Source organism: Streptomyces sp. NPDC001851 (assembly GCF_040297165.1).
Lineage (GTDB): Bacteria > Actinomycetota > Actinomycetes > Streptomycetales > Streptomycetaceae > Streptomyces.
The window spans coordinates 69,698-89,896 of record NZ_JBEOYR010000011.1 but is presented as its reverse complement, the minus strand read 5'-3'; the positions used below and the strand labels follow the sequence as shown (position 1 = coordinate 89,896).

Annotated in this window: 21 protein-coding genes; 6 read left to right on the top strand and 15 right to left on the bottom strand. The window is 72.1% G+C overall.

Annotated features, from left to right (window positions below; all coding sequences use genetic code 11):
• Positions 1–32 precede the first annotated feature (32 nt).
• Positions 33–1,952: a hypothetical protein gene (locus tag ABT171_RS18080; protein ID WP_351244797.1), complete on the bottom strand. Its 1,920-nt coding sequence runs from the start codon at positions 1,950–1,952 to the stop codon at positions 33–35.
• A 162-nt stretch (positions 1,953–2,114) separates the two neighbouring features.
• On the opposite strand from ABT171_RS18080, the gene ABT171_RS18075 reads away from it, so the two are divergent.
• Positions 2,115–2,507 carry a hypothetical protein gene (locus ABT171_RS18075; RefSeq protein ID WP_351244795.1) on the top strand — a complete coding sequence of 131 codons (393 nt, stop codon included), beginning with the start codon at positions 2,115–2,117 and terminating at the stop codon, positions 2,505–2,507.
• 101 nt (positions 2,508–2,608) lie between these two features.
• Here the strand turns inward: ABT171_RS18075 and ABT171_RS18070 are convergent, their stop codons facing one another.
• From ABT171_RS18070 to ABT171_RS18035, 8 genes are all read right to left on the bottom strand, one after another.
• Entirely contained in the window at positions 2,609–4,159 is a 1,551-nt protein-coding gene (locus tag ABT171_RS18070; protein ID WP_351244793.1) for a DUF1996 domain-containing protein, read from the bottom strand.
• A gap of 135 nt (positions 4,160–4,294) precedes the next feature.
• Complete coding sequence (locus ABT171_RS18065; RefSeq protein WP_351244791.1) at positions 4,295–4,948, bottom strand: LuxR C-terminal-related transcriptional regulator; 654 nt, start codon at positions 4,946–4,948, stop codon at positions 4,295–4,297.
• Positions 4,933–6,195: a sensor histidine kinase gene (locus ABT171_RS18060; RefSeq protein WP_351244789.1), complete on the bottom strand. Its 1,263-nt coding sequence runs from the start codon at positions 6,193–6,195 to the stop codon at positions 4,933–4,935. Before ABT171_RS18060 ends, ABT171_RS18065 begins: the two co-directional genes overlap by 16 nt.
• Positions 6,196–6,226: 31 nt before the next feature.
• On the bottom strand, positions 6,227–7,279 hold the full coding sequence (locus tag ABT171_RS18055; protein ID WP_351244787.1) for an NAD-dependent epimerase/dehydratase family protein: 1,053 nt from the start codon (positions 7,277–7,279) through the stop codon (positions 6,227–6,229).
• Between the two features lie 69 nt (positions 7,280–7,348).
• Positions 7,349–7,924, bottom strand: coding sequence for a winged helix-turn-helix domain-containing protein (locus tag ABT171_RS18050; RefSeq protein WP_351244785.1), 576 nt, complete (start codon positions 7,922–7,924; stop codon positions 7,349–7,351).
• A 418-nt stretch (positions 7,925–8,342) separates the two neighbouring features.
• Positions 8,343–10,157, bottom strand: a complete 1,815-nt coding sequence (locus ABT171_RS18045) for a hypothetical protein (protein WP_351244783.1) — start codon at positions 10,155–10,157, stop codon at positions 8,343–8,345.
• A gap of 68 nt (positions 10,158–10,225) precedes the next feature.
• A complete protein-coding gene (glnII, locus tag ABT171_RS18040) occupies positions 10,226–11,257 on the bottom strand; it encodes a glutamine synthetase (RefSeq protein ID WP_351244781.1) in 1,032 nt (343 codons plus the stop codon).
• A 141-nt stretch (positions 11,258–11,398) separates the two neighbouring features.
• On the bottom strand, positions 11,399–11,881 hold the full coding sequence (locus ABT171_RS18035; protein ID WP_351245162.1) for a MarR family transcriptional regulator: 483 nt from the start codon (positions 11,879–11,881) through the stop codon (positions 11,399–11,401).
• An 88-nt stretch (positions 11,882–11,969) separates the two neighbouring features.
• Between ABT171_RS18035 and ABT171_RS18030 the strand changes: the two genes are divergently transcribed.
• Entirely contained in the window at positions 11,970–12,827 is an 858-nt protein-coding gene (locus ABT171_RS18030; protein ID WP_351244779.1) for an alpha/beta fold hydrolase, read from the top strand.
• Positions 12,828–12,830: 3 nt separating this feature from the next.
• On the opposite strand, the gene ABT171_RS18025 is transcribed toward ABT171_RS18030, so the two are convergent.
• Together ABT171_RS18025 and ABT171_RS18020 are read right to left on the bottom strand one after the other, a co-directional pair.
• Entirely contained in the window at positions 12,831–13,589 is a 759-nt protein-coding gene (locus ABT171_RS18025; protein WP_351244778.1) for an SCO2207 family protein, read from the bottom strand.
• 119 nt (positions 13,590–13,708) lie between these two features.
• The gene (locus ABT171_RS18020) at positions 13,709–14,077 is read right to left on the bottom strand and encodes an ArsC/Spx/MgsR family protein (RefSeq protein WP_351244776.1); all 369 of its coding nucleotides are present in this window, start codon (positions 14,075–14,077) and stop codon (positions 13,709–13,711) included.
• A 268-nt stretch (positions 14,078–14,345) separates the two neighbouring features.
• Here ABT171_RS18020 and ABT171_RS18015 point away from each other — a divergent pair, with 268 nt between their 5' ends.
• Both ABT171_RS18015 and ABT171_RS18010 read left to right on the top strand, forming a co-directional pair.
• Complete coding sequence (locus ABT171_RS18015) at positions 14,346–14,660, top strand: hypothetical protein (protein ID WP_351244774.1); 315 nt, start codon at positions 14,346–14,348, stop codon at positions 14,658–14,660.
• Between the two features lie 481 nt (positions 14,661–15,141).
• On the top strand, positions 15,142–15,423 hold the full coding sequence (locus ABT171_RS18010; RefSeq protein ID WP_351244772.1) for a hypothetical protein: 282 nt from the start codon (positions 15,142–15,144) through the stop codon (positions 15,421–15,423).
• A gap of 19 nt (positions 15,424–15,442) precedes the next feature.
• Here the strand turns inward: ABT171_RS18010 and pspAB are convergent, their stop codons facing one another.
• From pspAB to ABT171_RS17995, 3 genes are all read right to left on the bottom strand, one after another.
• Positions 15,443–16,027: a PspA-associated protein PspAB gene (gene pspAB / locus ABT171_RS18005; protein WP_351244770.1), complete on the bottom strand. Its 585-nt coding sequence runs from the start codon at positions 16,025–16,027 to the stop codon at positions 15,443–15,445.
• 3 nt (positions 16,028–16,030) lie between these two features.
• Entirely contained in the window at positions 16,031–16,951 is a 921-nt protein-coding gene (htpX, locus tag ABT171_RS18000; RefSeq protein ID WP_351244768.1) for a zinc metalloprotease HtpX, read from the bottom strand.
• 126 nt (positions 16,952–17,077) lie between these two features.
• Positions 17,078–17,332, bottom strand: coding sequence for an SCO2583/SCO2584 N-terminal domain-containing protein (locus ABT171_RS17995; protein WP_351244766.1), 255 nt, complete (start codon positions 17,330–17,332; stop codon positions 17,078–17,080).
• 272 nt (positions 17,333–17,604) lie between these two features.
• Here ABT171_RS17995 and ABT171_RS17990 point away from each other — a divergent pair, with 272 nt between their 5' ends.
• Complete coding sequence (locus ABT171_RS17990) at positions 17,605–17,865, top strand: hypothetical protein (protein ID WP_351244764.1); 261 nt, start codon at positions 17,605–17,607, stop codon at positions 17,863–17,865.
• Positions 17,866–17,953: 88 nt separating this feature from the next.
• Here the strand turns inward: ABT171_RS17990 and glnA are convergent, their stop codons facing one another.
• A complete protein-coding gene (gene glnA / locus ABT171_RS17985) occupies positions 17,954–19,363 on the bottom strand; it encodes a type I glutamate--ammonia ligase (RefSeq protein ID WP_351244762.1) in 1,410 nt (469 codons plus the stop codon).
• Positions 19,364–19,572: 209 nt separating this feature from the next.
• Between glnA and ABT171_RS17980 the strand changes: the two genes are divergently transcribed.
• Complete coding sequence (locus ABT171_RS17980) at positions 19,573–20,040, top strand: RDD family protein (protein WP_351244760.1); 468 nt, start codon at positions 19,573–19,575, stop codon at positions 20,038–20,040.
• Positions 20,041–20,199 lie beyond the last annotated feature (159 nt).

Here is a 20,199-nt window from a genome sequence, read left to right as displayed (position 1 = left end):
GACCTTGTTTACGCTGGCGTCAGCAAAGCGTCCTACTTCAGCCCGCTGACCTCCGTCCCGTCCACCAGCGTGCCCTTGAGCTCGGCGCGTGCCCCCTGCCTGGCCCGGGCCACCAGGAACCGGCCCTGCCCGGCGGCGGTGACCCCGCCCCCGGCCCGGATCGTCGCCGTGTCCTTGTCGCCCGCCGCCAGCAGATACCAGTGCCCCGCCGCCGACTTCCACAGCACCCCGGCCAGCACATGGGGATCACGCGGCCCGCAGGACCGGGCGTCCGTCCCCTTGGCCACCACCGCCCCGACCCGTCCGCCCGGTGGGTGGAACTGGGCGAACGCCCCCGTACCGTCACCGCGCCAGGTCTCGGCCCGGGTGCACACCCAGTCGGCCGCCCCGCTGCCGTCGGGCAGCGGCTGACCGGCGAACGTCCAGGCGTTGACGCTGCGCACCCCGGCGGAGCGCTCCAGCGACAGCGAGCAGGCGTACGGCGCCCAGGCCCGCAGCCCGGCCGCCCCGGACGCCTCGCCGGCCGCACCGGGCCGGCCGGCGGTGAGGTGCGCCGGTACCAACTCGCCCAGGTCGGTGCTGAGCCGGGAGCCGGTGGCGTCGGTCAGCTGCAGCACCGGCCACGAGGTGCAGTTGCCGGGACGCAGCGCGGGGCTGGCCAGCGGGGCGGTGACGCCGTCGCTGATCGTCAGCGGGGTCGCGGCCGCCTCCGGCTTCATCAGGTCCCGCGAGGCCGCCTTCTTCACCCAGGGGGCGGTCAGATACTGGACATTGCCGTCCGAGCGGCCCAGCACCAGCGCGTTCGCCTCGGCGCCGGTCGCGCCGTCGGCACGGGCGAGGTCGAGGGCCGCGCCCTGGGTGCCGTCGACCGGCTCGGCGTACCGGGCGATGCGCAGACCGTCGTACAGCATCACCACGCGGGCGTTGTCCAGCTGGCCCGCGTACAGCAGCTGGGGCGGGCCGGCCGGGCCGCCGGTGTCGGTGCCGGGGGTCGCCGAGACATGGACGGTGTCGCCGGGGCGGGCCCAGACGGCGAGGGCGCGGCGCAGCAGGGCCGTGTCGCCGGTGAGCGTGCCGCGCGCGGGCCACACCGAGAAGTCGGTACGGGCGGCGGACTCCCAGGTGATGGGGGAGACCCGGATCAGCCGGCCGGGGTCGAGGGCGGCCTCGGCGGCCGGATTGCCGGCGTAGGCGGGTGCGGCGGCGCCGTCCGGGCCCCAGCCGCCGCCGGGCAGGGCGACCAGCGCCCCGCACACCGCGAGCGCCGCGGCGGCCGCGAGCGCGGCCTTGGTGTGCTGGCGGCGGCGCACCAGATCGGTGGGCCGGGCCTGGAGCAGACAGGGGTCGAACTCGGGGGAGGACAGCAGCGCGGGCTGGGTCGGCAGGCCGTTCGCGTCGGCCAGCGCGCCGCCCACGTCGTCCACCCCGGCGGCCGCGAGGACCGTACGGATGTCGGCGTCGGACAGCTCCTCCAGGCCGCGCAGCACATAGGCGGCGCGGGCCGGGCCGGACAGGGCGGACAGCCGCTGGTCCAGGGCCAGTTCATCGGCGCCGCCCGAGCGCGGGAACAGCTTCAGGCCCCACACCTGGGGCAGCAGCGGCGGCAGCTGGGAGAGCCGGGGCAGGCCCGTGCGGGGGCGGGCCGCCTCCAGGGCCGCCCGCAGGACGCGCTCCCGCAGGAAGGCGTATCCCAGGTCTCCCTCGCGGCCCGGGGTCTGCGCCGGGATCGCGCACTGCTGCGCGCGGCCCCGGGGCAGGGAGCGCTGGGCGAGGGCGTGTGCGGTCAGCACCCGGCGGCTGCGGCCGAGGCCCGGTGGCAGCACCAGGTAGGCGATCCGGACCAGCCGGGGGTAGTGCTCGACGAGCGCGGCCTCGGCCTGTTCGAGGCCGACGGGGCCGGTGTCCTCGGCGGAGAGGGGTGCGTGACGCTGGGCTACATCCTGTGACTGCACGTCCGGGAGAACGAACGAACCGCAGGTTGGTCACCCCCGGATGGGTGATTCACCCTTCCGGGGATGACCGGGTCCGTCCGGCTCCGGATTGAGCGCCCGGCGGCCCGCAGCCGTATCCGAAGGAGCTGAGGCATGCTTGGCCGACCGGGACCGGAGGAACAGATGAGGGTGACACGCGCGGTGCTGTGTGCGGCGGCCGTACTCGCGCTGGCGGGCTGCGGCTCGGGCGGGGACGCCAAGGCGGTCCCGCCCACGGCGACCGGCAGCCTGGAGAGCCTGGCCGCCGAGGTGAAGTGCAAGCCGGACATGCAGACCGACGCCGACGAGATCCGCCAGGCCATCTGCAGGAACGGCGACGGCAGGTTCATCCTCGCCACCTTCGCCACCGACCGCGGCCAGCGCGAGTGGATCAACGATGCGAAGGACTACGGCGGCTACTACCTCGTCGGCCGCAAGTGGGTCGCCGTCGGCGACGACGGGGTGGTCAAGGCGTTGCGCGGCACGCTCGGCGGGGACGTGGAGATCGGCACCGACCACCACGCGCACCACGGCTGACGCCCCGGCCCTCCGGGGCGTCCCGCGGGGCGCGGACACGGGAAAGGCCGGTGACGGGAGGGGGGTCCGTCACCGGCCTCGTTCGTGGCCCGGTCAGAAGGTCATGCGCAGTTCTGGCCGTTGTTGATGCAGTTGGCGATCTTGTTGGCGAGGCCGCCGGTCGTGACGCTGATGAAGTCGTCGTGGTCGGTGGCCGGCTTGTGCAGCTGCTCCGGGAAGCCGTCCACCGCGTAGGCGTTCTTCACCTGGCCGTTCTGGACGGTCGGCGGGTTGATGTTGTACACCAGCCGCATCGTCAGCTGCGGGATCGCCTTGAAGCCGTTCGGGCACACCCCGCTCGCCGGGTCCGCGAAGGCCACGTGCGTACGGTGGTTGGCGCTGTCGATGTTCTGCCCGTCCCAGCAGCTCTGGAAGGCGAACGTCCGCACCACCTTGCTGCCCTGCGGACAGATCGGGTACTGCTGCGTCAGCTGGACCTTGTTCTCGAAGCCGGTGCAGCTCCAGTGCGCGTTGGCGTTCGCCAGACCGTTGGTCGTGGTCTTGGCGTCACCGGTGATGATGCGCAGGAACTGCGGCATCGGGACGACCTTGCTCGCCGGGCTGCCCACGTACTTGATCTGGGCCTGCACCGGGGTCAGGATCTTGCCGACGTTGCCTTCCTTGCCGCCGCCGTCGGCGTTCTGGTCGAAGTCCTGGCTGCCGTCCTGGACCCGGACCACCGGCCAGTAGTACGCCGACAGGTCGTTCCTGTTCTGGCAGCTGGTGCCGCCCTGCAGGAACGTCTGGTTGCTGGAGAAGGCGTTGACCTTCTGGTTGCCGACGTAGTCGTGCAGGTGGTGCGCGCCGTTGGTCACGCCGGGCGCCACGATCACGTTGTCGGTGTTGTGGTTCTTGTTGGCGTTGACACCGCAGCGCGTGGTGAACGTGCCGGTCGAGGCGTTGCCCTGCTGACGCGGCTTGCCCTGGACGTTCGGCGCGACCTTGGTGATGTCGACGAAGTCGGCCGCGACCGGGCCGTTGCCGGCCTGCCCGCCGATGTTCTGCCCGGCGTTGCCCTGCTGGCCGTTGTTGCCCTGCTGCTGGCCGCCGTTCTGTTGCTGCTGTCCGCCGTTCTGCTGCTGCTGTCCGCCGTTCTGCTGCTGGCCACCGGTGTTCCCCCCAGCGGTGGTCTGGTTGGCGGTCTGCGTCGTACAGGCGGCGAGCTGCGTGAGCGAGTTGTCGAAGGAACCGCCGACGCGCTGGATGTCGATCCGGATCCGGTTGATCGTCGCCGCCCGCTTCTCCTTGAGGGGGCCGACGATCGCGTTCTGTACGAAGCTCGGATCCTTGGCCTGCGCGTCCCGGGTGGAGGCGAGCCGGTTGTAGGCCTCGGTGATCTGCCGGTCGAGGTTCCCCAGCTCCGTCGCCACCCCCTGGCGGGCCCGCCAGGGCACGTTCGTCAGCTTCTGCTGGACGTCCGGGCAGGAGACCGTCGCGACCTGCGCCGTCGCGGCCTTCGTCTGGTTGCCTCCCCACATCTGGTTGCCCGGCTCGTGCGCCGAGGCGTAGAAATTCGCCCAGATCAGCCCGCCCCCACCGAGCGCTAGGGCCGCCGATGCGGCTATGGCCTTGTTGGCCAGCGGCGTACGGCGTTTTCGTGTGTTGCGTCCCATGGAACTCCTCTGACTTCCTTGCGGGGCAGCATCGGGGCGCCCGACAGGAGTGAAGCGGCGTCCTTCCATACGGATGCCGTCCCAGAGGTGTTCACCGGTCTCACAAATTCCTCGCGCACCAGGGAAGTTGGCAGGTCAGCGGTCCCGGTCCAGAAAGGCGAGCACCGCCAGTACGCGCCGGTTGTCGTCGTCCGACACCTCAAGTCCCAGTTTGCCGAAGATGTTGGAGGTGTGCTTGGCGATGGCCCGTTCCGTCACCACGAGCTGCGCCGCGATGCCCGCGTTCGACCGGCCCTGCGCCATCAGCTCCAGCACCTCCAGCTCGCGTGGGGTGAGCCGGCCGAGCGGCTGGTCGCCGGAAGCCCGCCGGGACAGGAGCTGCTGGATCACCTGCGGGTCCATCGCCGTACCGCCCGCCGCCACCCGTCGTACCGCGTCGATGAACTGCCCGGCGTCGAACACCCGGTCCTTCAGCAGATAGCCGACCCCGCCGGTTCCGTCGGCGAGCAGCTCGCGCGCGTACAGCTGCTCCACGTGCTGGGAGAGCACCAGCACCGGCAGCCCCGGCCGGGCCCGGCGGGCCGCGAGCGCGCACTGCAGGCCCTCGTCGGTGTGCGTGGGCGGCAGCCGTACGTCGACCACGGCGACGTCCGGCTCCAGCTCGGCCAGGGCCTTGGCCAGTTCGGGACCGGACTCGACGGCGGCGGCGATCTCGAAGCCGAAGGCCTGGAGCATCCGGACCAGCCCGTCGCGCAGCAGGAAGAGGTCTTCGGCTAGGACAACGCGCACGGGATCTCCACGGTCACCAGGGTGGGGCCGCCGGCGGGGCTGCTGACGGCCAGGACGCCGTCGAACGCGGCGAGCCGGCGCTCGACCCCGGCGAGACCCGACCCGGCGCCGAGCGCCGCGCCGCCCGTGCCGTTGTCGGTGACCGTGATCCGCAGCCGGCCGCCGGTGTGGCGCAGGCCCACCCGGACCCGTTCGGCACCGGAATGCTTGACGGCGTTGGTGAGCACCTCGCTGACCGCGAAGTAGGCCGCCGACTCCACGGGGGCGTCCGCCCGGCCCGGCAGTTCCACGCTCACCTCCGTGGGCACCGGCAGCCGCAGCGCCAACGCCCGTACGGCGTCGCCCAGTCCGCGTTCCGCGAGGACCGGCGGATGGATGCCGCGCACCAGGTCGCGCAGCTCCTCCAGGGCCTCGGCGGAGTTTCGGCGGGCCTGGGCGAGCAGCCGCTTCGCCTGCGCCGGGTCGTGCTCCACCAGCATCTCGATGGTGCCGAGATCCATGCCCATGGCGACGAGCCGGGCCTGCGCACCGTCGTGCAGGTCCCGCTCGATGCGCCGCAGTTCGGCGGCGGAGGTGTCCACGGCGTCCTGCCGGGTCTCGGTCAGCACCCGGATCCGTTCGGCGAGTTCGGCGTCGCCGCCGAGTACGGACCGGGTGAGCCGGACGTGCATGGTCAGCAGCCGGGGGGTGTACCGCAGGGCGACGACCAGGAGCGCGGCGGCCAGCACGGCGGCGGCCAGCGCGGTCAGGGGGCCGCCGACCGGTACGAAGAGGTACCAGTACGGCCCGTCCTCCACGCGCCACATCCCGGCCGCCACCGCGAACCCTTCGAGCGGGTAGAACACCAGCAGGGCCGGGAGCAGCGCGGTGACGAAGCCCGCGGTCATGTCCACCGGCAGCCACAGCATGTCCCGCCGGACCTGGGGGTCCCGGAGCAGCGCGAGGGTGAGCGTCCAGGGGCCGGCGTGCTCGGGCGGCGGCCGGTGTGCCGCCGGTATCCGTATCCCGCACCACTCGTACGCGAGCCTGCGCCGGGTGCTCGTGTACTCCCGCAGCGCGCCGAGGACCCAGGGGGTCGTGACGAGGCCGATGCCGACCGGGATGAGCACGAGGGAGACGGCGGTCAGCGTGAAGCACAGCACCGCCACGGGCAGCATGGCCACGGCCAGGACGAATCCCCGTACGGCGGCGAGCGCCGCGTCCCGGGCGCGGGTGCGCAGGCCGTCTCTCTTCGTGTCTGTCGTCATGACGCCAGTCTCGGCCACGGCCGCGCGGAGATCACTCGCCCGGGGCCCCCTCTTCGGTAGTGGTGCCAGGTACACCCCCCGCCCCGGCCAGCACCCTCGCCTCCGCCTCCGGATCGACACCGTTGACCGTCCGGTCCGGCCGCATGGGGGCCACGCCGCCGATCTCCGTCAGCCACCGCCAGGTGTCCGCGACGGTCTCCGCGGCCGGCCGGCACACCAGCCCGGTGGCCAGTGCTCGGGACACGTCGGTGCGGTGGACGCAGGCGTACAGCTCACTGTCCGGCGGCGCCCACACCGGCAGCCCGGTCCACGGCTCGATCCCGGCGGCCAGGATCACCGCCGGGTCGGTCCAGCGCAGTTCGGCGTCCGCGCCGGTGACCTGGACACAGAGGTCGAGCAGCTCGCCCATGGTGCTGTGTCCCGGCGGGCCGACCAGGTCGTACGGCCCGTTCAGCGACTGTTCCACCGCGCCGAGCAGCCAGCCGGCCAGGTCCCGGGCGTCGATGAACTGCACCGGCAGCTCACGCGGCCCCGGGGCCAGTACCGGGCCGCCCCGGGCGATCCGGGTCAGCCACCACGGCAGCCGGCCGACGTTCTCGTGCGGGCCGAGGATCAGCCCGGCCCGCACCAGCAGCGAGTCCTGCCCGCCGAACGTCTCCAGGACGGCCAGCTCGCCGCCCCGCTTGTCCTGGGGGTACGCGGTCTGCTCCGCGTCGGCGAGGGCACCCTCGACCAGCGGCCCGAGCTCGGCGTCCCCGCCCAGCGAAGGCCAGGGCCAGGCGTACACCGACCGGCTGGAGACGTACGCGTACCGCGCGGCACGGCCCCGCAGCAGCCGTGCCGCCGCGAGCACCGCACGGGGCCCGGCCGACCAGGTGTCGACCACGGCGTCCCAGGTGCCCGGGTCGGCGGCGAGCGCGGCCAGGCCGTCCGGGGCGGTGCGGTCGCCGTGCAACGACCGTACGCCGGGCGGGGGCTGGTGGCGTCCCCGGTGGAAGACGGTCACCTCCCAGCCCCGCCCCAGCGCGGCCTGGGCGACGGCCCGTCCGACGAACTCCGTACCGCCCAGCACCAGAAGTCTCATACCGGTGATCATGCCCGCTCCGGGCGCGCGGCGGTACGGGACTCTGCCGAGGGCAGAGCGGCGGCCGGGTCAGCGGGCGGTCGGCGGCGTGTACTTGTAGCCGACCCGGCGCACCGTCTGGATCGACTGGCGGTGCTCGGCGCCCAGCTTGCGGCGCAGCCGGGCGATGTGCACGTCGACGGTGCGGCCGTCCCCGACATGGCCGTAGCCCCACACCGTGGTGACCAGCTGGTCGCGGGTGTGCACCCGGTGCGGATGGGCCACCAGATGGGCCAGCAGCTCGAACTCCAGGTAGGTGAGGTCGAGTTCACGGCCGTCGACGCTGGCGGTGCGCTGCACGGGGTCGATCCGCACCGCCGGCTCGGTGTCCGTGGACTCGGCCGACGCCTCCTCATGCAGCTGCTCCGGCACCGCGACCGGCAGGAACGGCGGCCGCTGGTCGGCCGGGACCAGCACCAGGTAGCCGACCATCGGCGGCTGGCCGGGCAGGGCGGGCAGGGTGTGCTGCGGCGCGGGCAGCCAGGTGGCGCCCGGCGGCAGGAAGTCCGCGACGTCGACCACCTCGTCCCGGTCGACGGCGCGCAGCCGGTGCCGGGCGGGGGCGGTGAGGGTGGAGGCGGAGGAAAGGGAACGAGTGGTCGCCATGAGAGGTCAGCTCTTTCGCGCGAGAGGTTCGTCGGTGGGTGCGACGGCCGCGATTCGTGGTCGGGCGCGCCGGGGGACGTACGTCGTTCCGCGCTGGCCGAAGGCCGGGGGTTACGGCTTTAGAGGGCCCGCGCGTTCAGCACGCGGCAACACACCCGGTCGAAGTCGTGGTGCTGACGGGAAGGCCAGAAGGGCTCAAGGTCATGGCGACCCGTCGCGGTGGTCTTCTGGAAGCTGGCCATGGGCCCATTGAAGCAGACACCGGCCCGGGGCAGGACCCTCCTCTCACTGCTTGGACGCTTCCTTGGCGTGAAGTTGACGCTGCGTGGGTCGAGGGAGCGCGCACAACGCCCTGATCAGGGCGTTGCGGGTGGTTCACGCGTCCGAAATGACGTCTCGGCATGCGGACATGACCGCCTCAGTCGAGCACGCGCGCCGTCGCCAGCAGCTCGCGCACGGCGGACCGCAGGACGTAGTCCGGGTGCGGGCCGCCCGTCACGAACAGGTCGTGGGCGGCGCGGCGGGCCGACTCGGCGACCTTGCGCAGCCGGTCCACGGCGAACCGGGGCAGCAGGCCGATCGCGGTGAGCGCGGGCAGGGCGGGTGTCTCGACAGGGGGCCAGAAGTCGTCGGCGACCAGCCACCGGGCGAGCGGCTCCACCGTGTCCTCGGTCCGGCCCGTGATCTGCCACACGGTGAGCGCCGCCCGGCCCCGCCTGCTGACCGTGTGCCGCTGCGCGAGCCACGGCTCGACCAGCGGCAGCAACGGTGCGGCCCGCGGTCCCAGTTCACCGGCCTGCGCGAGCCCTTCCGGGGGCTCTTCCGCGAGCTGCGCACCGAGGAGAGCGAGCGCGGGTTCCGGATCGCCGGTCACCCGGTGGTACGCCAGCGCGGCGGCCGTCGGCACCGGGAAGCCGGCGTCCCCGGTCGCCGCCGCCCGCAGCGCCTGGGCGCCGACCGCACCGGCGGACGGGCCCAGCGAGCCGAGCACGGCGACCGCACCGCCGTGGCCGTCGGTGCGTTCACGCACCAGCGTGGCGAGGTGGGCCACGACCTCCACGGCCACCTCGGGGTACCGCGCCAGCACCGCGACCAGCTGCGCAGGGGCCGCGTCGAGCCGCCCGGCCACCGCCCGCGCCACGGGCAGCGCCCCCGCTCCGAACACGTCCGTCACCGCGGTGACGGCACGCACGGTGCCGTCCAGGCCGGGTGCCTCCTCGACCAGCCGTACCACCTCCGGCACGGCCTCGGCCGAACCGGCGCGGGCCAGCACGGTGAGCGCCGCGGCCCGCACGGCCGGGTCGTCCGAACCCCGGTACGGCAGCACCCGCTCCCGCACGCGCGGGTGGGCCTCCGCCGGCAGCGCGCAGGCCGTCCGGGCCAGCCGGTACAACTCCCAGGGCGCGCCGTCGAGTTCCGCCAGCGCCCAGGGCAGTGTCTGCGCCTCGCGGTCCCGCCAGCGCTCGTTGACGTCGTGGGCGAGCGGCACGCCCCGGGCGAGGGCGCGCAGGGCCGCGTCCGGGTCATCCTCCAGCAGCCGGTCGGTGAACGGTCGGTAGGGGTGCGGCCAGGAGACGTCCTCGCGCTCGTGCGGGTCGGCCGCGTACGCCCGGGCGCATACGTCCACGAGCTCGCCGGGCAGCGGCAGTCCGGCGGTGCGCAGCAGGTCCTCGGCGGCGGCGAGCCGCACCCGGGGCTCCGGGTCGGCCAGCAGGCCGTGCCGCCAGCCGCCGTCGCCCGCCTCCAGCAGCGCGAGCGCGGTCACCACCCGGCCGCGCACCCCGGGGTCGGGCTCCTCGGCGAGCCGGGCCCGCAGCAGCGGGAGCAGCGGCAGTGCGTACGGGTGGCCGAGTGCCGTGACCAGCAGCACCATGGCGTCGCGGAGCTCCGCGTCGGTGTCGTGCGCGAAGGGCAGCAGGGCCGGCAGGGCCTCGGCCACGGCCCGCCGCGCGGCGGCCCGTTCGGCGGGCCTGCCGTCTCCGTCCGCGATGCCGGCGATCAGCCGGAGCAGCTCCGGCCGGTGGCCGGGGCCGTGCAGGGCGAGCCGCGCGAGGTGGGGGACGGCGGCGGCCGAGGCGTCGTATATGTCCCCTTGGTGGCACAGCGCGGAGAACAGCTCGTGCGCGGCCTCCGCGCGTACGTCCGCGTCCTCGGACTCCATCTCCCGCAGCAGGCCGGGGATGTCGTCGGCCGGACCGTACGCGTGCGAGAGCTGCCCCCAGTCGGTCTCCATGGGACGCACGATAGGCGGAAGGGGTCGCCCGCCGTGACGGCGGGCGACCCCTTCGGAGACCGGGCGGATCAGACCTGGCCGGCCTTCTCCAGCGCGGAGCAGCAGGTGTCCACGAGCAGGCGGGTCACCACGTACGGGTCGACGTTGGCGTTCGGGCGGCGGTCCTCGATGTAGCCCTTGCCGTCCTTCTCGACCTGCCACGGGATGCGGACCGAGGCGCCGCGGTCGGAGACGCCGTAGGAGTACTCGTCCCACGGAGCGGTCTCGTGCAGGCCCGTCAGGCGCTCGTCGATGCCGGCGCCGTAGTTCTTGACGTGGTCCAGCGGCTTGGAGCCCTCACCGAGCGACTCGCACGCGGTGATGATCGCGTCGTAGCCCTCGCGCATGGCCTTGGTGGAGAAGTTGGTGTGCGCGCCCGCGCCGTTCCAGTCGCCCTTGACCGGCTTGGGGTCCAGGGTGGCGGAGACGCCGAAGTCCTCGGCGGTGCGGTACAGCAGCCAGCGGGCCACCCACAGCTGGTCGGAGACCTCCAGCGGGGACAGCGGACCGACCTGGAACTCCCACTGGCCGGGCATGACCTCGGCGTTGATGCCGGACAGGCCCAGGCCCGCCTTCAGGCAGTTGTCGAGGTGGGCCTCGACGATCTCACGGCCGAAGATCTCGTCGGCGCCGACACCGCAGTAGTAGCCGCCCTGCGGGGCCGGGAAGCCGCCTTCGGGGAAGCCCAGCGGGCGGGAGCCGTCGAAGAAGGTGTACTCCTGCTCGATGCCGAAGATCGGCTCCTGCGCGGCGAACCGCTCGGCGACCTCGGCCAGCGCGGCCCGCGTGTTGGACGCGTGCGGGGTCATGTCGATGTCGAGGACCTCGCACAGGACGAGGATGTCGTCGCCGCCGCGGATCGGGTCGGGGCAGGTGAAGACCGGCTTGAGCACGCGGTCCGAGGAGTGGCCCTCGGCCTGGTTGGTGGAGGAGCCGTCGAAGCCCCAGATCGGCAGTGCCTCCAGGTCGGCCGGGGTACCCGTGATGATCTTCGTCTTGGAACGGAGCTTGGCCGTCGGCGCGGTGCCGTCGATCCAGATGTACTCGGCCTTGAAGGTCACGGGGGCCACATCCTCAGGGGTAGGTCGGGCGCACTCGTCGTCGCGGGTGCTGCGGCGCTGCGGCACCGGTGCGCCGCTCGATCTGCCGGGCAGCCTGTCAACGGGCGATTTCCCGGCCGTTGCCCGTATGTGAACCCCGTGTTACCTGGCGGTTTTGTGTCCCGGCTCACGTTGTGAGGCGTCGGCGGGTGAGGTATGCGCGTCCTGCGCCGCCGCTCTGCGCACCCCGTCGAGGAACTCCCGGATGGCGGCCCGCTGTTGGTCGTCGTAGCCGCGCAGCAGCTCCAGCGAGCGCTCGATCAGCGGCCCGAAGAAGGACTGCCCGAGTTCCACGGCCTCTTCCGTCACCTCCACGACGACCTTGCGCCGGTCGGTCCTCCCGCGCACCCGCCGCACATGACCCGCCCGCTCCAGCCGGTCGAGCAGCGCGGTCGTTCCCGCCGAGTTGAGCCCCAGCGCGGCTCCGAGCCGCCCGGCGGTCGTCTCCTCGCCCGCCCGCCGCGCGTCCATGAGTGCGATCAGGGCGCGTACGTCCGTCGCGTGCATGTCGTTGCCGCTCGCGAACCGGGCGCTGTGCAGGCCGAGTTCGACGGCGACGGCACGCAGGAGGTGCACGATCTCCATGTCCGGGTCGGGTTGCACGCGGGCCTCCAGGGCTATCATCTCGTTGAGCGAGTATCTTGCCGAACGAGATAATAGGGGGCGGTGCGGGGTGGCCGGATACGACTGGGAGGCCTTTCGGGGTGCGTACGACAAGGTCCTGGCGAAGTGGCCCGCCGAGCGGGCGGCGCTGACGGTCGCCACCCCCTTCGGTGACACCCGCGTCCATGCCTGCGGCCCGCGTGACGCACCCCCGCTGCTCCTGCTGCCGGGCGGCGGTGCGGCCACCTCCGTCTCCTGGTACGCCCAGGTCGCGGAGCTGGGCCGGGTGCGCAGGGTCTACGCGGTCGATGTGGCCGGCGCCCCGGGCCTGAGCGGCCGGGCCGGCGACCGCCACCCCCGCACGGTCGCCGACCTGACGGCGTGGCTGGACGCCGTCATGGACGGCCTCGGCACCGGCTCGGCCGACCTGGGCGGCCACTCGTACGGCGGCTGGATCGCCCTGCACCACACCCTGCGCACGCCCGGCCGGGTGCGCCGCCTGTTCCTCCTGGACCCGACCCAGTGCTTCGCCGGGTACAAGGCGGCGTACCTGCTCCACGCCCTGCCGATGCTGCTGCGGCCCACGCCCCGCCGGGTCCGCGCGTTCATGGAATGGGAGACCGGGGGAGTGCCCCTCGACCCGGACTGGCTCGCCCTCCAGGAGGCGGGGGCGGGCTTCCCGGCCGCGAAGCCGGTCACCGACCCGCGTCCGGCGCCCGACGCGCTGCGGGCCCTGGAGGTGCCGGTCCTGCTGCTCGTGGCCGCGAACAGCAGGACCCATGACCCCGGTGAGGTGGCGAGCCGGGCCCGCGCCCTGTTGCCGCACGTGGAGACCGCCGTCCTGCCGGACGTGTCCCACCACGCGCTGCCCCAGGCGGCACCCGATGACCTGGCCCGCCGTCTCACCGCGTTTCTGACCGGTCCCTGAGCCTCACCCCACCTTCTCGATGACCGCGTGGCGGATGAGGAACTTGCCGGGTTCCCGGACCTGTTCGAAGGCCGCGTTGTTGAGCAGGACGCAGCTGCCGGAGACCGAGGTGACCTTCACCGTCGTGGACTTGTTGTTGTCCAGGTTGGTGACCTTCAGGGTCGTCCCGGCCGGGAACTGGCCGCTGGACGCGGCAGGGGCGCCGCCCTCGCCGGAGAGCGTGACCGTGGAGCCCTTGCAGACCTGCTGGCCCGAGCCCGCCGCGGCACCGGCGGCGTTGGCGTCGCCGGCACTGGCACCACCGGCGTTGGCGTCGCCGGCGGCGGACTGCGAGGGCTGTGCGCTCTGCTGCCCCGCCTGCTGACCGGCGCCCTGTTGCTGTCCCGCGCCCTGCTGCTGTCCGGTGCCGTTGGCGCCCTGCCCCGCCTGGGAGTCCTGAGCCGACTCCCCAACGGTGCATCCGGCGGCCTTCTGCTGGACCTCGATCTGCTTGATGACCGCCTCGCGGTTGGCGATCCGGGCTGCCGACTGCGCGTCCGGATGAGCCTTCTGGTCCGCGATGAACCGGTCGTTGTTGCCGTGGGCCGTGGCCAGCCCCTGGCAGACGTTCGAGCCCCCGGCGGACAGCGTTTTGGCGTCGTGCGCGGGCTGCGCGGCGTTGGACGTGGTGGCCAGCGCGAAGGCCCCGCCGCCCGCCACCGCCGCGGCACTGACGAGCAGCGCGATCTTCTTCTTCGTACCGAGACTTCTCCTGCGCGACATGCGCGCCTCCTGAAGAGGTAGGGGAGCGTACGCCGCTATGTACGAGATACCGAACGAGGTTGCTCAGCGGTTGCAGGAGTTGGTGAAGTGGCTTGGGTCACAGGGGAGTTGAGCGGCGCTCAGCTCTTGTTGTGCGCCAGGGCCTCCCGTACCGCCTCCTCGGAGCGGGCCACCAGGGCCGTTCCGTCGTCGGCGGTGATGATCGGGCGCTGGATGAGCCTGGGGTGCTCGGCGAGTGCGGTGATCCACCGCTCGCGCGCACTCGCGTCCCGTGCCCACTCCTTGAGCCCCAGTTCCCTGGCCTCGGCCTCCTGGGTACGGGTGATGTCCCAGGGCTCCAGGTTCAGCCGGTCGAGCACGGCCCTGATCTCGTCCTCGTTCGGCACGTCCTCCAGATAGCGGCGGACGGTGTACTCGGCCCCCTCGGCGTCGAGCAGGCTGATGGCGCTGCGGCACTTGGAGCAGGCCGGATTGATCCAGATTTCCATGCCGCACACGGTACGCGAAGCCCCGCGGCCCGACCGTGTCCGCCACCACCGCGGCGCCGTCCGCGCGCTGCGGAGTGTTCGAATTCGGGCCGACTCACCCGTCCCTGCCGGAACTGGTGTGACACAGCGACAATATCCCTGCTGAGCTGGAGATTTGCCCGGTCCCGCAGTCACCCCGTTGTCAGTGCCCGGCAGTAGACTGGAAGCAGTGTTCGAGGGCGTCGCCGGGCTGTCCGGCCGATGCCCTGCCCGCGACAGGAGGATGCCTGTGCCCGCTGCCGCCCTGAAGCCGAAGCCCTTGCCCACCCAGTCCACCGTCCAGCGACCCGTGCTGTTCGACTCGCCCTACGAGCCCGTGACCAAGCGGCCGCTGCCCGCCGGACGGCCCCGCGAGTGGTACATCACCCACAACCGCCGCCTGAAGGCCATGCGCCTGGCCATAGCCCTGCTCGACTCCGGGATCCACCAGCCGGCCCAGGCCCCCGACGACAAGATCCGCAGCACGGCGGAGGAGATCGGCATGCGCCCGCCGTCCGGCACGACGTGCCACATGGTGCGCGCCTTCATGCGCTACAGCCGCTGACGTCCGACACCGGCGCCCGGCACCTCCGCGCTCCCTCGGGGGTGCCCGGCCCGCTCACCAGCGCCGTCACGAACTCCCGCCGGCCCTCGGCGTGGTCACGGAACCGGAGACCCAACTGGTGTTCCGATGCGAGGAGTTGGGGGCGGCGGCTGTACCGGGCCCGTGCCGTCAGCGCCTCCTGCACGGTCCAGCAGGCCTGGGGCGCGTAGAGCCCGAACCTCCGGCGCAGGCTCAGCTCCGCGAGGGACCCCGTGCTCTCGCCGTGGCCCGGCCCGAGGGGCCGCGGTCACCCCGCTCAGCCGTTCGCCGTCGAAGTCGTGGGTGGAGCCCGTCAGTTCGCTCATGAGGCCATTCGTTCACGGCGGGCTCTTTCCCGGGCGGAAAACGGGATGCGGCCGCCGCCACGGCCTCCCTACGCTGAACAAACGGCACGAAGCCGACACACTCCACCCCCTCCACACTCACCCCACGGAGGTCCGTCATGCGTGGCATCGTCGCGTCCGGGACCGTCGTCCTGGTGATCCTCGGAATCGGAGACCACCTGTGGTGGCTCGCCGCCGTCGCGCTGCTCTATCTGTACGCGACGCACGGACGCGGGTCGCCCGGCACCCCGTCACCGCCCGCCGGAGCGGGCACCCCGCCCCTGCCCGACAGCTACCGGGCCTACCGCGAGCGCCGGGACCGGCAGGCGAAGTGGGAGCGCCGGTACCGTCGTGAGCGCCCCTTCGAGACCCGTCGGCAGGAACGGGAGAAGAGCAGGTGAGGACGGAGGGCGTCGCCGGTCACAGGCCGGGGGCGCCCCACACCGGGAACCACCGGCTCAGGTCCTGCTCGATCCGCAGATCGTTCGTGAGCGCCGCCTTCACCTGGAGTTCGAGCGCGCTGTCCCGGCGCTGTGCGGCACCGGGCAGCGGGGCGAACGGGTAGAAGGTGCCCCGTTTGTAGAGGTAGACCAGCGCCAGCGTGCGGCCGCCGTCGTCCGTGAAGGCGGCCAGCGAGCACAGCAGCTGGGGGCCGAAGCCGTTGACCTCCATCGCGCTGTTCACCGCGTGCAGGTCGTTGACCAGCTCCGGCAGCTGGTCCGGCGAGCGCTTGGAGACCAGCCACGAGTATCCGTAGCCGTCCCGGCGCAGCTCCACCGGCGGTCCGGTGCGGTCGGTGTCCGCGTCCAGCAGCGCCTGCACCTCCCGGTGGGTCTGCTCGAAGGCCGCGCCCTCCACGGTGGCGAAGCACACCGCGCCGGTCCCGGCCGGTGTGAAACCGGCCGCGGCCTGCAGGGTCACGGCGGCCGAGGGCAGCGCGAAGAGCCGGTCGAGATCGGGTACGACCGGTTTCGTACGGCCCAGCAGGATGTCCAGCAGCCCCAACGCTCAGCCCGCCTTCCCCGGTGTGGCGGCCTCGCCCAGCTCCGCCGAGATCCGGCCCAGCTGCTCCAGCCGCTGCTCCAGGGTGGGGTGCGTGGAGAAGAACCGCTCGATGCCGGGTTCCTTGCCGGTCGCCGGGGTGAAGTAGAAGGCGTTGAAGGCCTGGGCGGTGCGCAGGTCCTTGGTCGGGATCCGGGCGATGTCCCCGGAGACCTTGGTGAGCGCCGAGGCAAGGGCTGACGGCCGGCCGGTGAGATGCGCGGCCGCGCGGTCGGCGGCCAGCTCCCGGTACCGGGACAGGGCCCGGATCAGCAGGAAGCTGATCGCGTACACCGCCGCCGAGACGCCCATGATCGCGGCGAACACGGCGGCGGTGTTCTGGTCCCTGCGGCCCCCGCCGAAGACCTGCGAGTAGAACGCGAACCGCACGATCAGACCCGCCAGCACACCGAGGAAGGACGCGATCGTGATCACGGCGACGTCCTTGTGCGCGACGTGCGACAGCTCGTGCGCCAGGACGCCCTCCAGCTCGGCCGGCTCCAGCCGGCGTAGCAGCCCCGTGGTCACGCAGACCACCGCGTGGTCGGGGTTCCGGCCGGTCGCGAACGCGTTCGGCATGTCCATGTCGGATACGGCGACGACCGGCTTGGGCATGTCCGCGATCGCGCACAACCGGTCGACCACCGCGTGCAGCTCGGGATACTCCTCGCGCTCCACGACCCGCCCGTGCATCGCGAACATGGCGATCCGGTCGGAGAACCAGAACTGCGCCACGAACATCGCCCCGACCACCACGACGACCAGCACCCAGGACTTCAGCAGCGCGATCAGCGCGGCGACGAAGCCCACGTACAGCAGCCCGAGCAGGAACAGCGTGAGCCCCATGCGCACGGTCAGCCGTCGGTCGCTCCGGAAGCGGCTCTGCATCTTGCATCACCCCGCAGTCAGGCACTCGTCCCGCTGTCCAGTGTGCACCTGCCGATTCCCATGAAGTGGTTCCGATCGGCCCTAGGGGCAGCAAAGGCGCGGCCCGTGGGGCGACCGGTACCACGACTAGTACGACGAGCCGAACTGCGCGAGTCCTATGAGCACCATGACCACGATCACGCAGCCGACGACCATGGCCGTCGACGCCCACGACGCCCGGTGCGGCACCGGATCGGGGTCGGCACGGAAGGGCGCCGGGTCCGGCGGGTTCTCCTTCCAGCGCGCGGCGAGCATCCGAGCCCGGGCCGAGGGCTCCTTGTGCTCGGCGGAATTCGCCCAGCGGTGATCGAACTCCCGCTCCCAGTCGTCGTTTTCCGTCATCCCCGTTCAACCTCTCTCGTCGGACAGAGTCAGGGGGATGATCCCCCGAAAGTAGGAAGCAGGGGAAGCGGCAAAGGTTGCCCGGGATGCCGGGTGGTCGCCGGACGGCTAGCATTTAACGGAGAGCCGCACCGCGGGGTGCCCACCACGTCTGCCCCTGCTACTCCTGCTCGTGCGGCATCCCCTACGACCGCGCCGGACTCTTCACTCCGACGTCGCGGCCCACCCCTCGTGCCGGCAGGCCGCACGAGGGGTGGAAGGAAGGTGGATCCATGAATGCACATCGCGCGAGGCGTCTCGCCGCGGCGTCCGCCATCGGCGTCCTGATGGCGAGCGGAGTGGCGATCGGTACCGCCGGCACCGCGTCGGCAGCCACCCCGACCCAGGTCACCACCAACCGTGGCTGCTTCCACGGCGGCTGGGACTGCGGTTTCAACAACCGTTTCGGCTTCAACGGCTTCGGCTTCAACAACGGCTTCTTCGGCTTCAACAACGGGTTCGGCAGCGTTCCCGTGGTCGTGGTCGTGGTCTGAGGGCGGGTCCGAGCAACGGCCGAGGGCCGCCACCCGGAGCGACTCCGGGTGGCGGCCCTCGGTTACGGAACCGGTTGTGGCGGTCCGATCACACGTCGAAGTAGAGCTCGAACTCGTGCGGGTGCGGACGCAGCTGCAGCGGCGCGATCTCGTTGGTGCGCTTGAAGTCGATCCACGTCTCGATCAGGTCCGACGTGAACACGTCGCCCTGGAGGAGGAACTCGTGGTCGGCCTCCAGCGCGTCGAGCACGGCGTTCAGCGAGGTCGGGACCTGGGCGACGTTCGCGTGCTCCTCGGGAGCCAGCTCGTACAGGTCCTTGTCGATCGGCTCGGCCGGCTCGATCTTGTTCTTGATGCCGTCCAGACCCGCCAGCAGCAGGGCCGAGAAGGCCAGGTACGGGTTGCCGGAGGAGTCCGGGGCGCGGAACTCGACGCGCTTGGCCTTCGGGTTCGAGCCGGTGATCGGGATACGCATCGCGGCGGAGCGGTTGCGCTGCGAGTACACCAGGTTGATCGGCGCCTCGAAGCCCGGCACCAGGCGGTGGTACGAGTTCACCGTCGGGTTGGTGAAGGCCAGCAGCGACGGGGCGTGCCGGAGGATGCCGCCGATGTAGTAGCGGGCGGTGTCCGACAGGCCCGCGTAACCGGCCTCGTCGTAGAACAGCGGGTCGCCGTTGCTCCACAGCGACTGGTGCACGTGCATGCCCGAGCCGTTGTCACCGAAGATCGGCTTCGGCATGAAGGTCGCGGTCTTGCCGTTGCGCCAGGCCACGTTCTTCACGATGTACTTGAACAGCTGCAGGTCGTCGGCGGCGGCCAGCAGGGTGTTGAACTTGTAGTTGATCTCGGCCTGGCCGGCGGTGCCCACCTCGTGGTGCTGGCGCTCGACCTTCAGGCCGGACTTCTCCAGCTCCAGGGAGATCTCGGCGCGCAGGTCGGCGAAGTGGTCGACCGGCGCCACCGGGAAGTAGCCGCCCTTGTAGCGGACCTTGTAACCGCGGTTGTTCTCCACCGCACCGGTGTTCCAGGCGCCCGCCTCGGAGTCGATGTGGTAGAAGGACTCGTTCGCGGACGTGGCGAAACGCACGCTGTCGAAGACGTAGAACTCGGCCTCGGGACCGAAGTACGCGGTGTCCGCGATACCGGTCGAGGCGAGGTAGGCCTCGGCCTTCTTCGCCACGTTGCGCGGGTCACGGGAGTACTGCTCGCCCGTGATCGGGTCGTGGATGAAGAAGTTGATGTTGAGCGTCTTGTCCCGGCGGAACGGGTCGACACGGGCGGTGGACAGGTCGGCACGCAGAGCCATGTCGGACTCGTGAATGGCCTGGAAACCACGGATCGACGATCCGTCGAAGGCCAGCTCCTCGTCCGGGTCGAACGCCTCAACGGGCACCGTGAAGTGCTGCATGACGCCCGGCAGGTCGCAGAAGCGGACGTCGACGAACTTGACGTCCTCGTCCGCGATGAACTTCTTGGCCTCGTCGGCGTTCTGGAACATCCAGCTCCTCCTACTCCCGACCGTCCTCGCCGGGGTGGTAGATCGTTCGTGCGGCCAGTGCGGTGGCACACGCTGGTCTCGACCCTAGGGACGGGTGATTTCTCGGGCGTGACCCGTTTGTTTCGCAGAAGTTAACCGGCCACGGTTCCACCCTAGCCCCGGGACACCCCGCCGTACCCCGGTCATTTCGGGCGCAGTACCGTGGTCGGGTGGACAACAGGCAAGCACTCGGATCGTGGCTCTCCGGGCCCCGCGCGGCCATGGAAGAGGCCGGTGCCGACTTCGGCTACCGGGGCGAGCAGCTCGGTCTGCCCGAGGAGGGGCCGGACTCGATCGCCCGGCCCGGCCGGCGCCTCGGCGCGCTCGCCGTGGACTGGGGGCTGAGCGTCCTGATCGCATACGGCCTGGTCACGCACGGATACAGCCCGGACACGAGCAACTGGGCGCTGGGCATCTTCTTCGTCCTGAGCGTGCTGACGGTCGGCACGATCGGCTTCACTCCGGGTAAGCGGCTCTTCGGCGTCCGGGTGGTGGCCCTGGAGACGGGCACGGTCAACCCGCTGCGGGCCGTACTGCGCACGATCCTGCTGTGCCTGGCGATTCCGGCGCTGATCTGGGACCGGGACGGGCGGGGGCTGCACGACCGGCTCGCGAAGACGGTCGAGGTACGGATCTGATCCGGCGCCGTCGAGCTCGCGGCCGTCTTCCGGGCGCGGCTCCGGCGTGGCCGGTCGCGCCCGCGCGGCGGAGCCGCACATCGATGCAGCCCCGCGTCCCCGGGAACCGCACTGCCGTCGCCCGCGAAACCGCTGTGGCGGCGGGGGCACCCGGAGCGG

Coding starts and splice junctions, on each gene's coding strand:
- ABT171_RS18075 (WP_351244795.1), top strand. CDS start 2,115: ATGAGGGTGACACGCGCGGTGCTGTGTGCGGCGGCCGTACTCGCGCTG.
- ABT171_RS18070 (WP_351244793.1), bottom strand. CDS start 4,159: ATGGGACGCAACACACGAAAACGCCGTACGCCGCTGGCCAACAAGGCC.
- ABT171_RS18060 (WP_351244789.1), bottom strand. CDS start 6,195: ATGACGACAGACACGAAGAGAGACGGCCTGCGCACCCGCGCCCGGGAC.
- ABT171_RS18055 (WP_351244787.1), bottom strand. CDS start 7,279: ATGAGACTTCTGGTGCTGGGCGGTACGGAGTTCGTCGGACGGGCCGTC.
- ABT171_RS18050 (WP_351244785.1), bottom strand. CDS start 7,924: ATGGCGACCACTCGTTCCCTTTCCTCCGCCTCCACCCTCACCGCCCCC.
- ABT171_RS18045 (WP_351244783.1), bottom strand. CDS start 10,157: ATGGAGACCGACTGGGGGCAGCTCTCGCACGCGTACGGTCCGGCCGAC.
- ABT171_RS18035 (WP_351245162.1), bottom strand. CDS start 11,881: ATGGAGATCGTGCACCTCCTGCGTGCCGTCGCCGTCGAACTCGGCCTG.
- ABT171_RS18025 (WP_351244778.1), bottom strand. CDS start 13,589: ATGTCGCGCAGGAGAAGTCTCGGTACGAAGAAGAAGATCGCGCTGCTC.
- ABT171_RS18020 (WP_351244776.1), bottom strand. CDS start 14,077: ATGGAAATCTGGATCAATCCGGCCTGCTCCAAGTGCCGCAGCGCCATC.
- ABT171_RS18010 (WP_351244772.1), top strand. CDS start 15,142: ATGCGTGGCATCGTCGCGTCCGGGACCGTCGTCCTGGTGATCCTCGGA.
- htpX (WP_351244768.1), bottom strand. CDS start 16,951: ATGCAGAGCCGCTTCCGGAGCGACCGACGGCTGACCGTGCGCATGGGG.
- ABT171_RS17995 (WP_351244766.1), bottom strand. CDS start 17,332: ATGACGGAAAACGACGACTGGGAGCGGGAGTTCGATCACCGCTGGGCG.
- ABT171_RS17990 (WP_351244764.1), top strand. CDS start 17,605: ATGAATGCACATCGCGCGAGGCGTCTCGCCGCGGCGTCCGCCATCGGC.
- glnA (WP_351244762.1), bottom strand. CDS start 19,363: ATGTTCCAGAACGCCGACGAGGCCAAGAAGTTCATCGCGGACGAGGAC.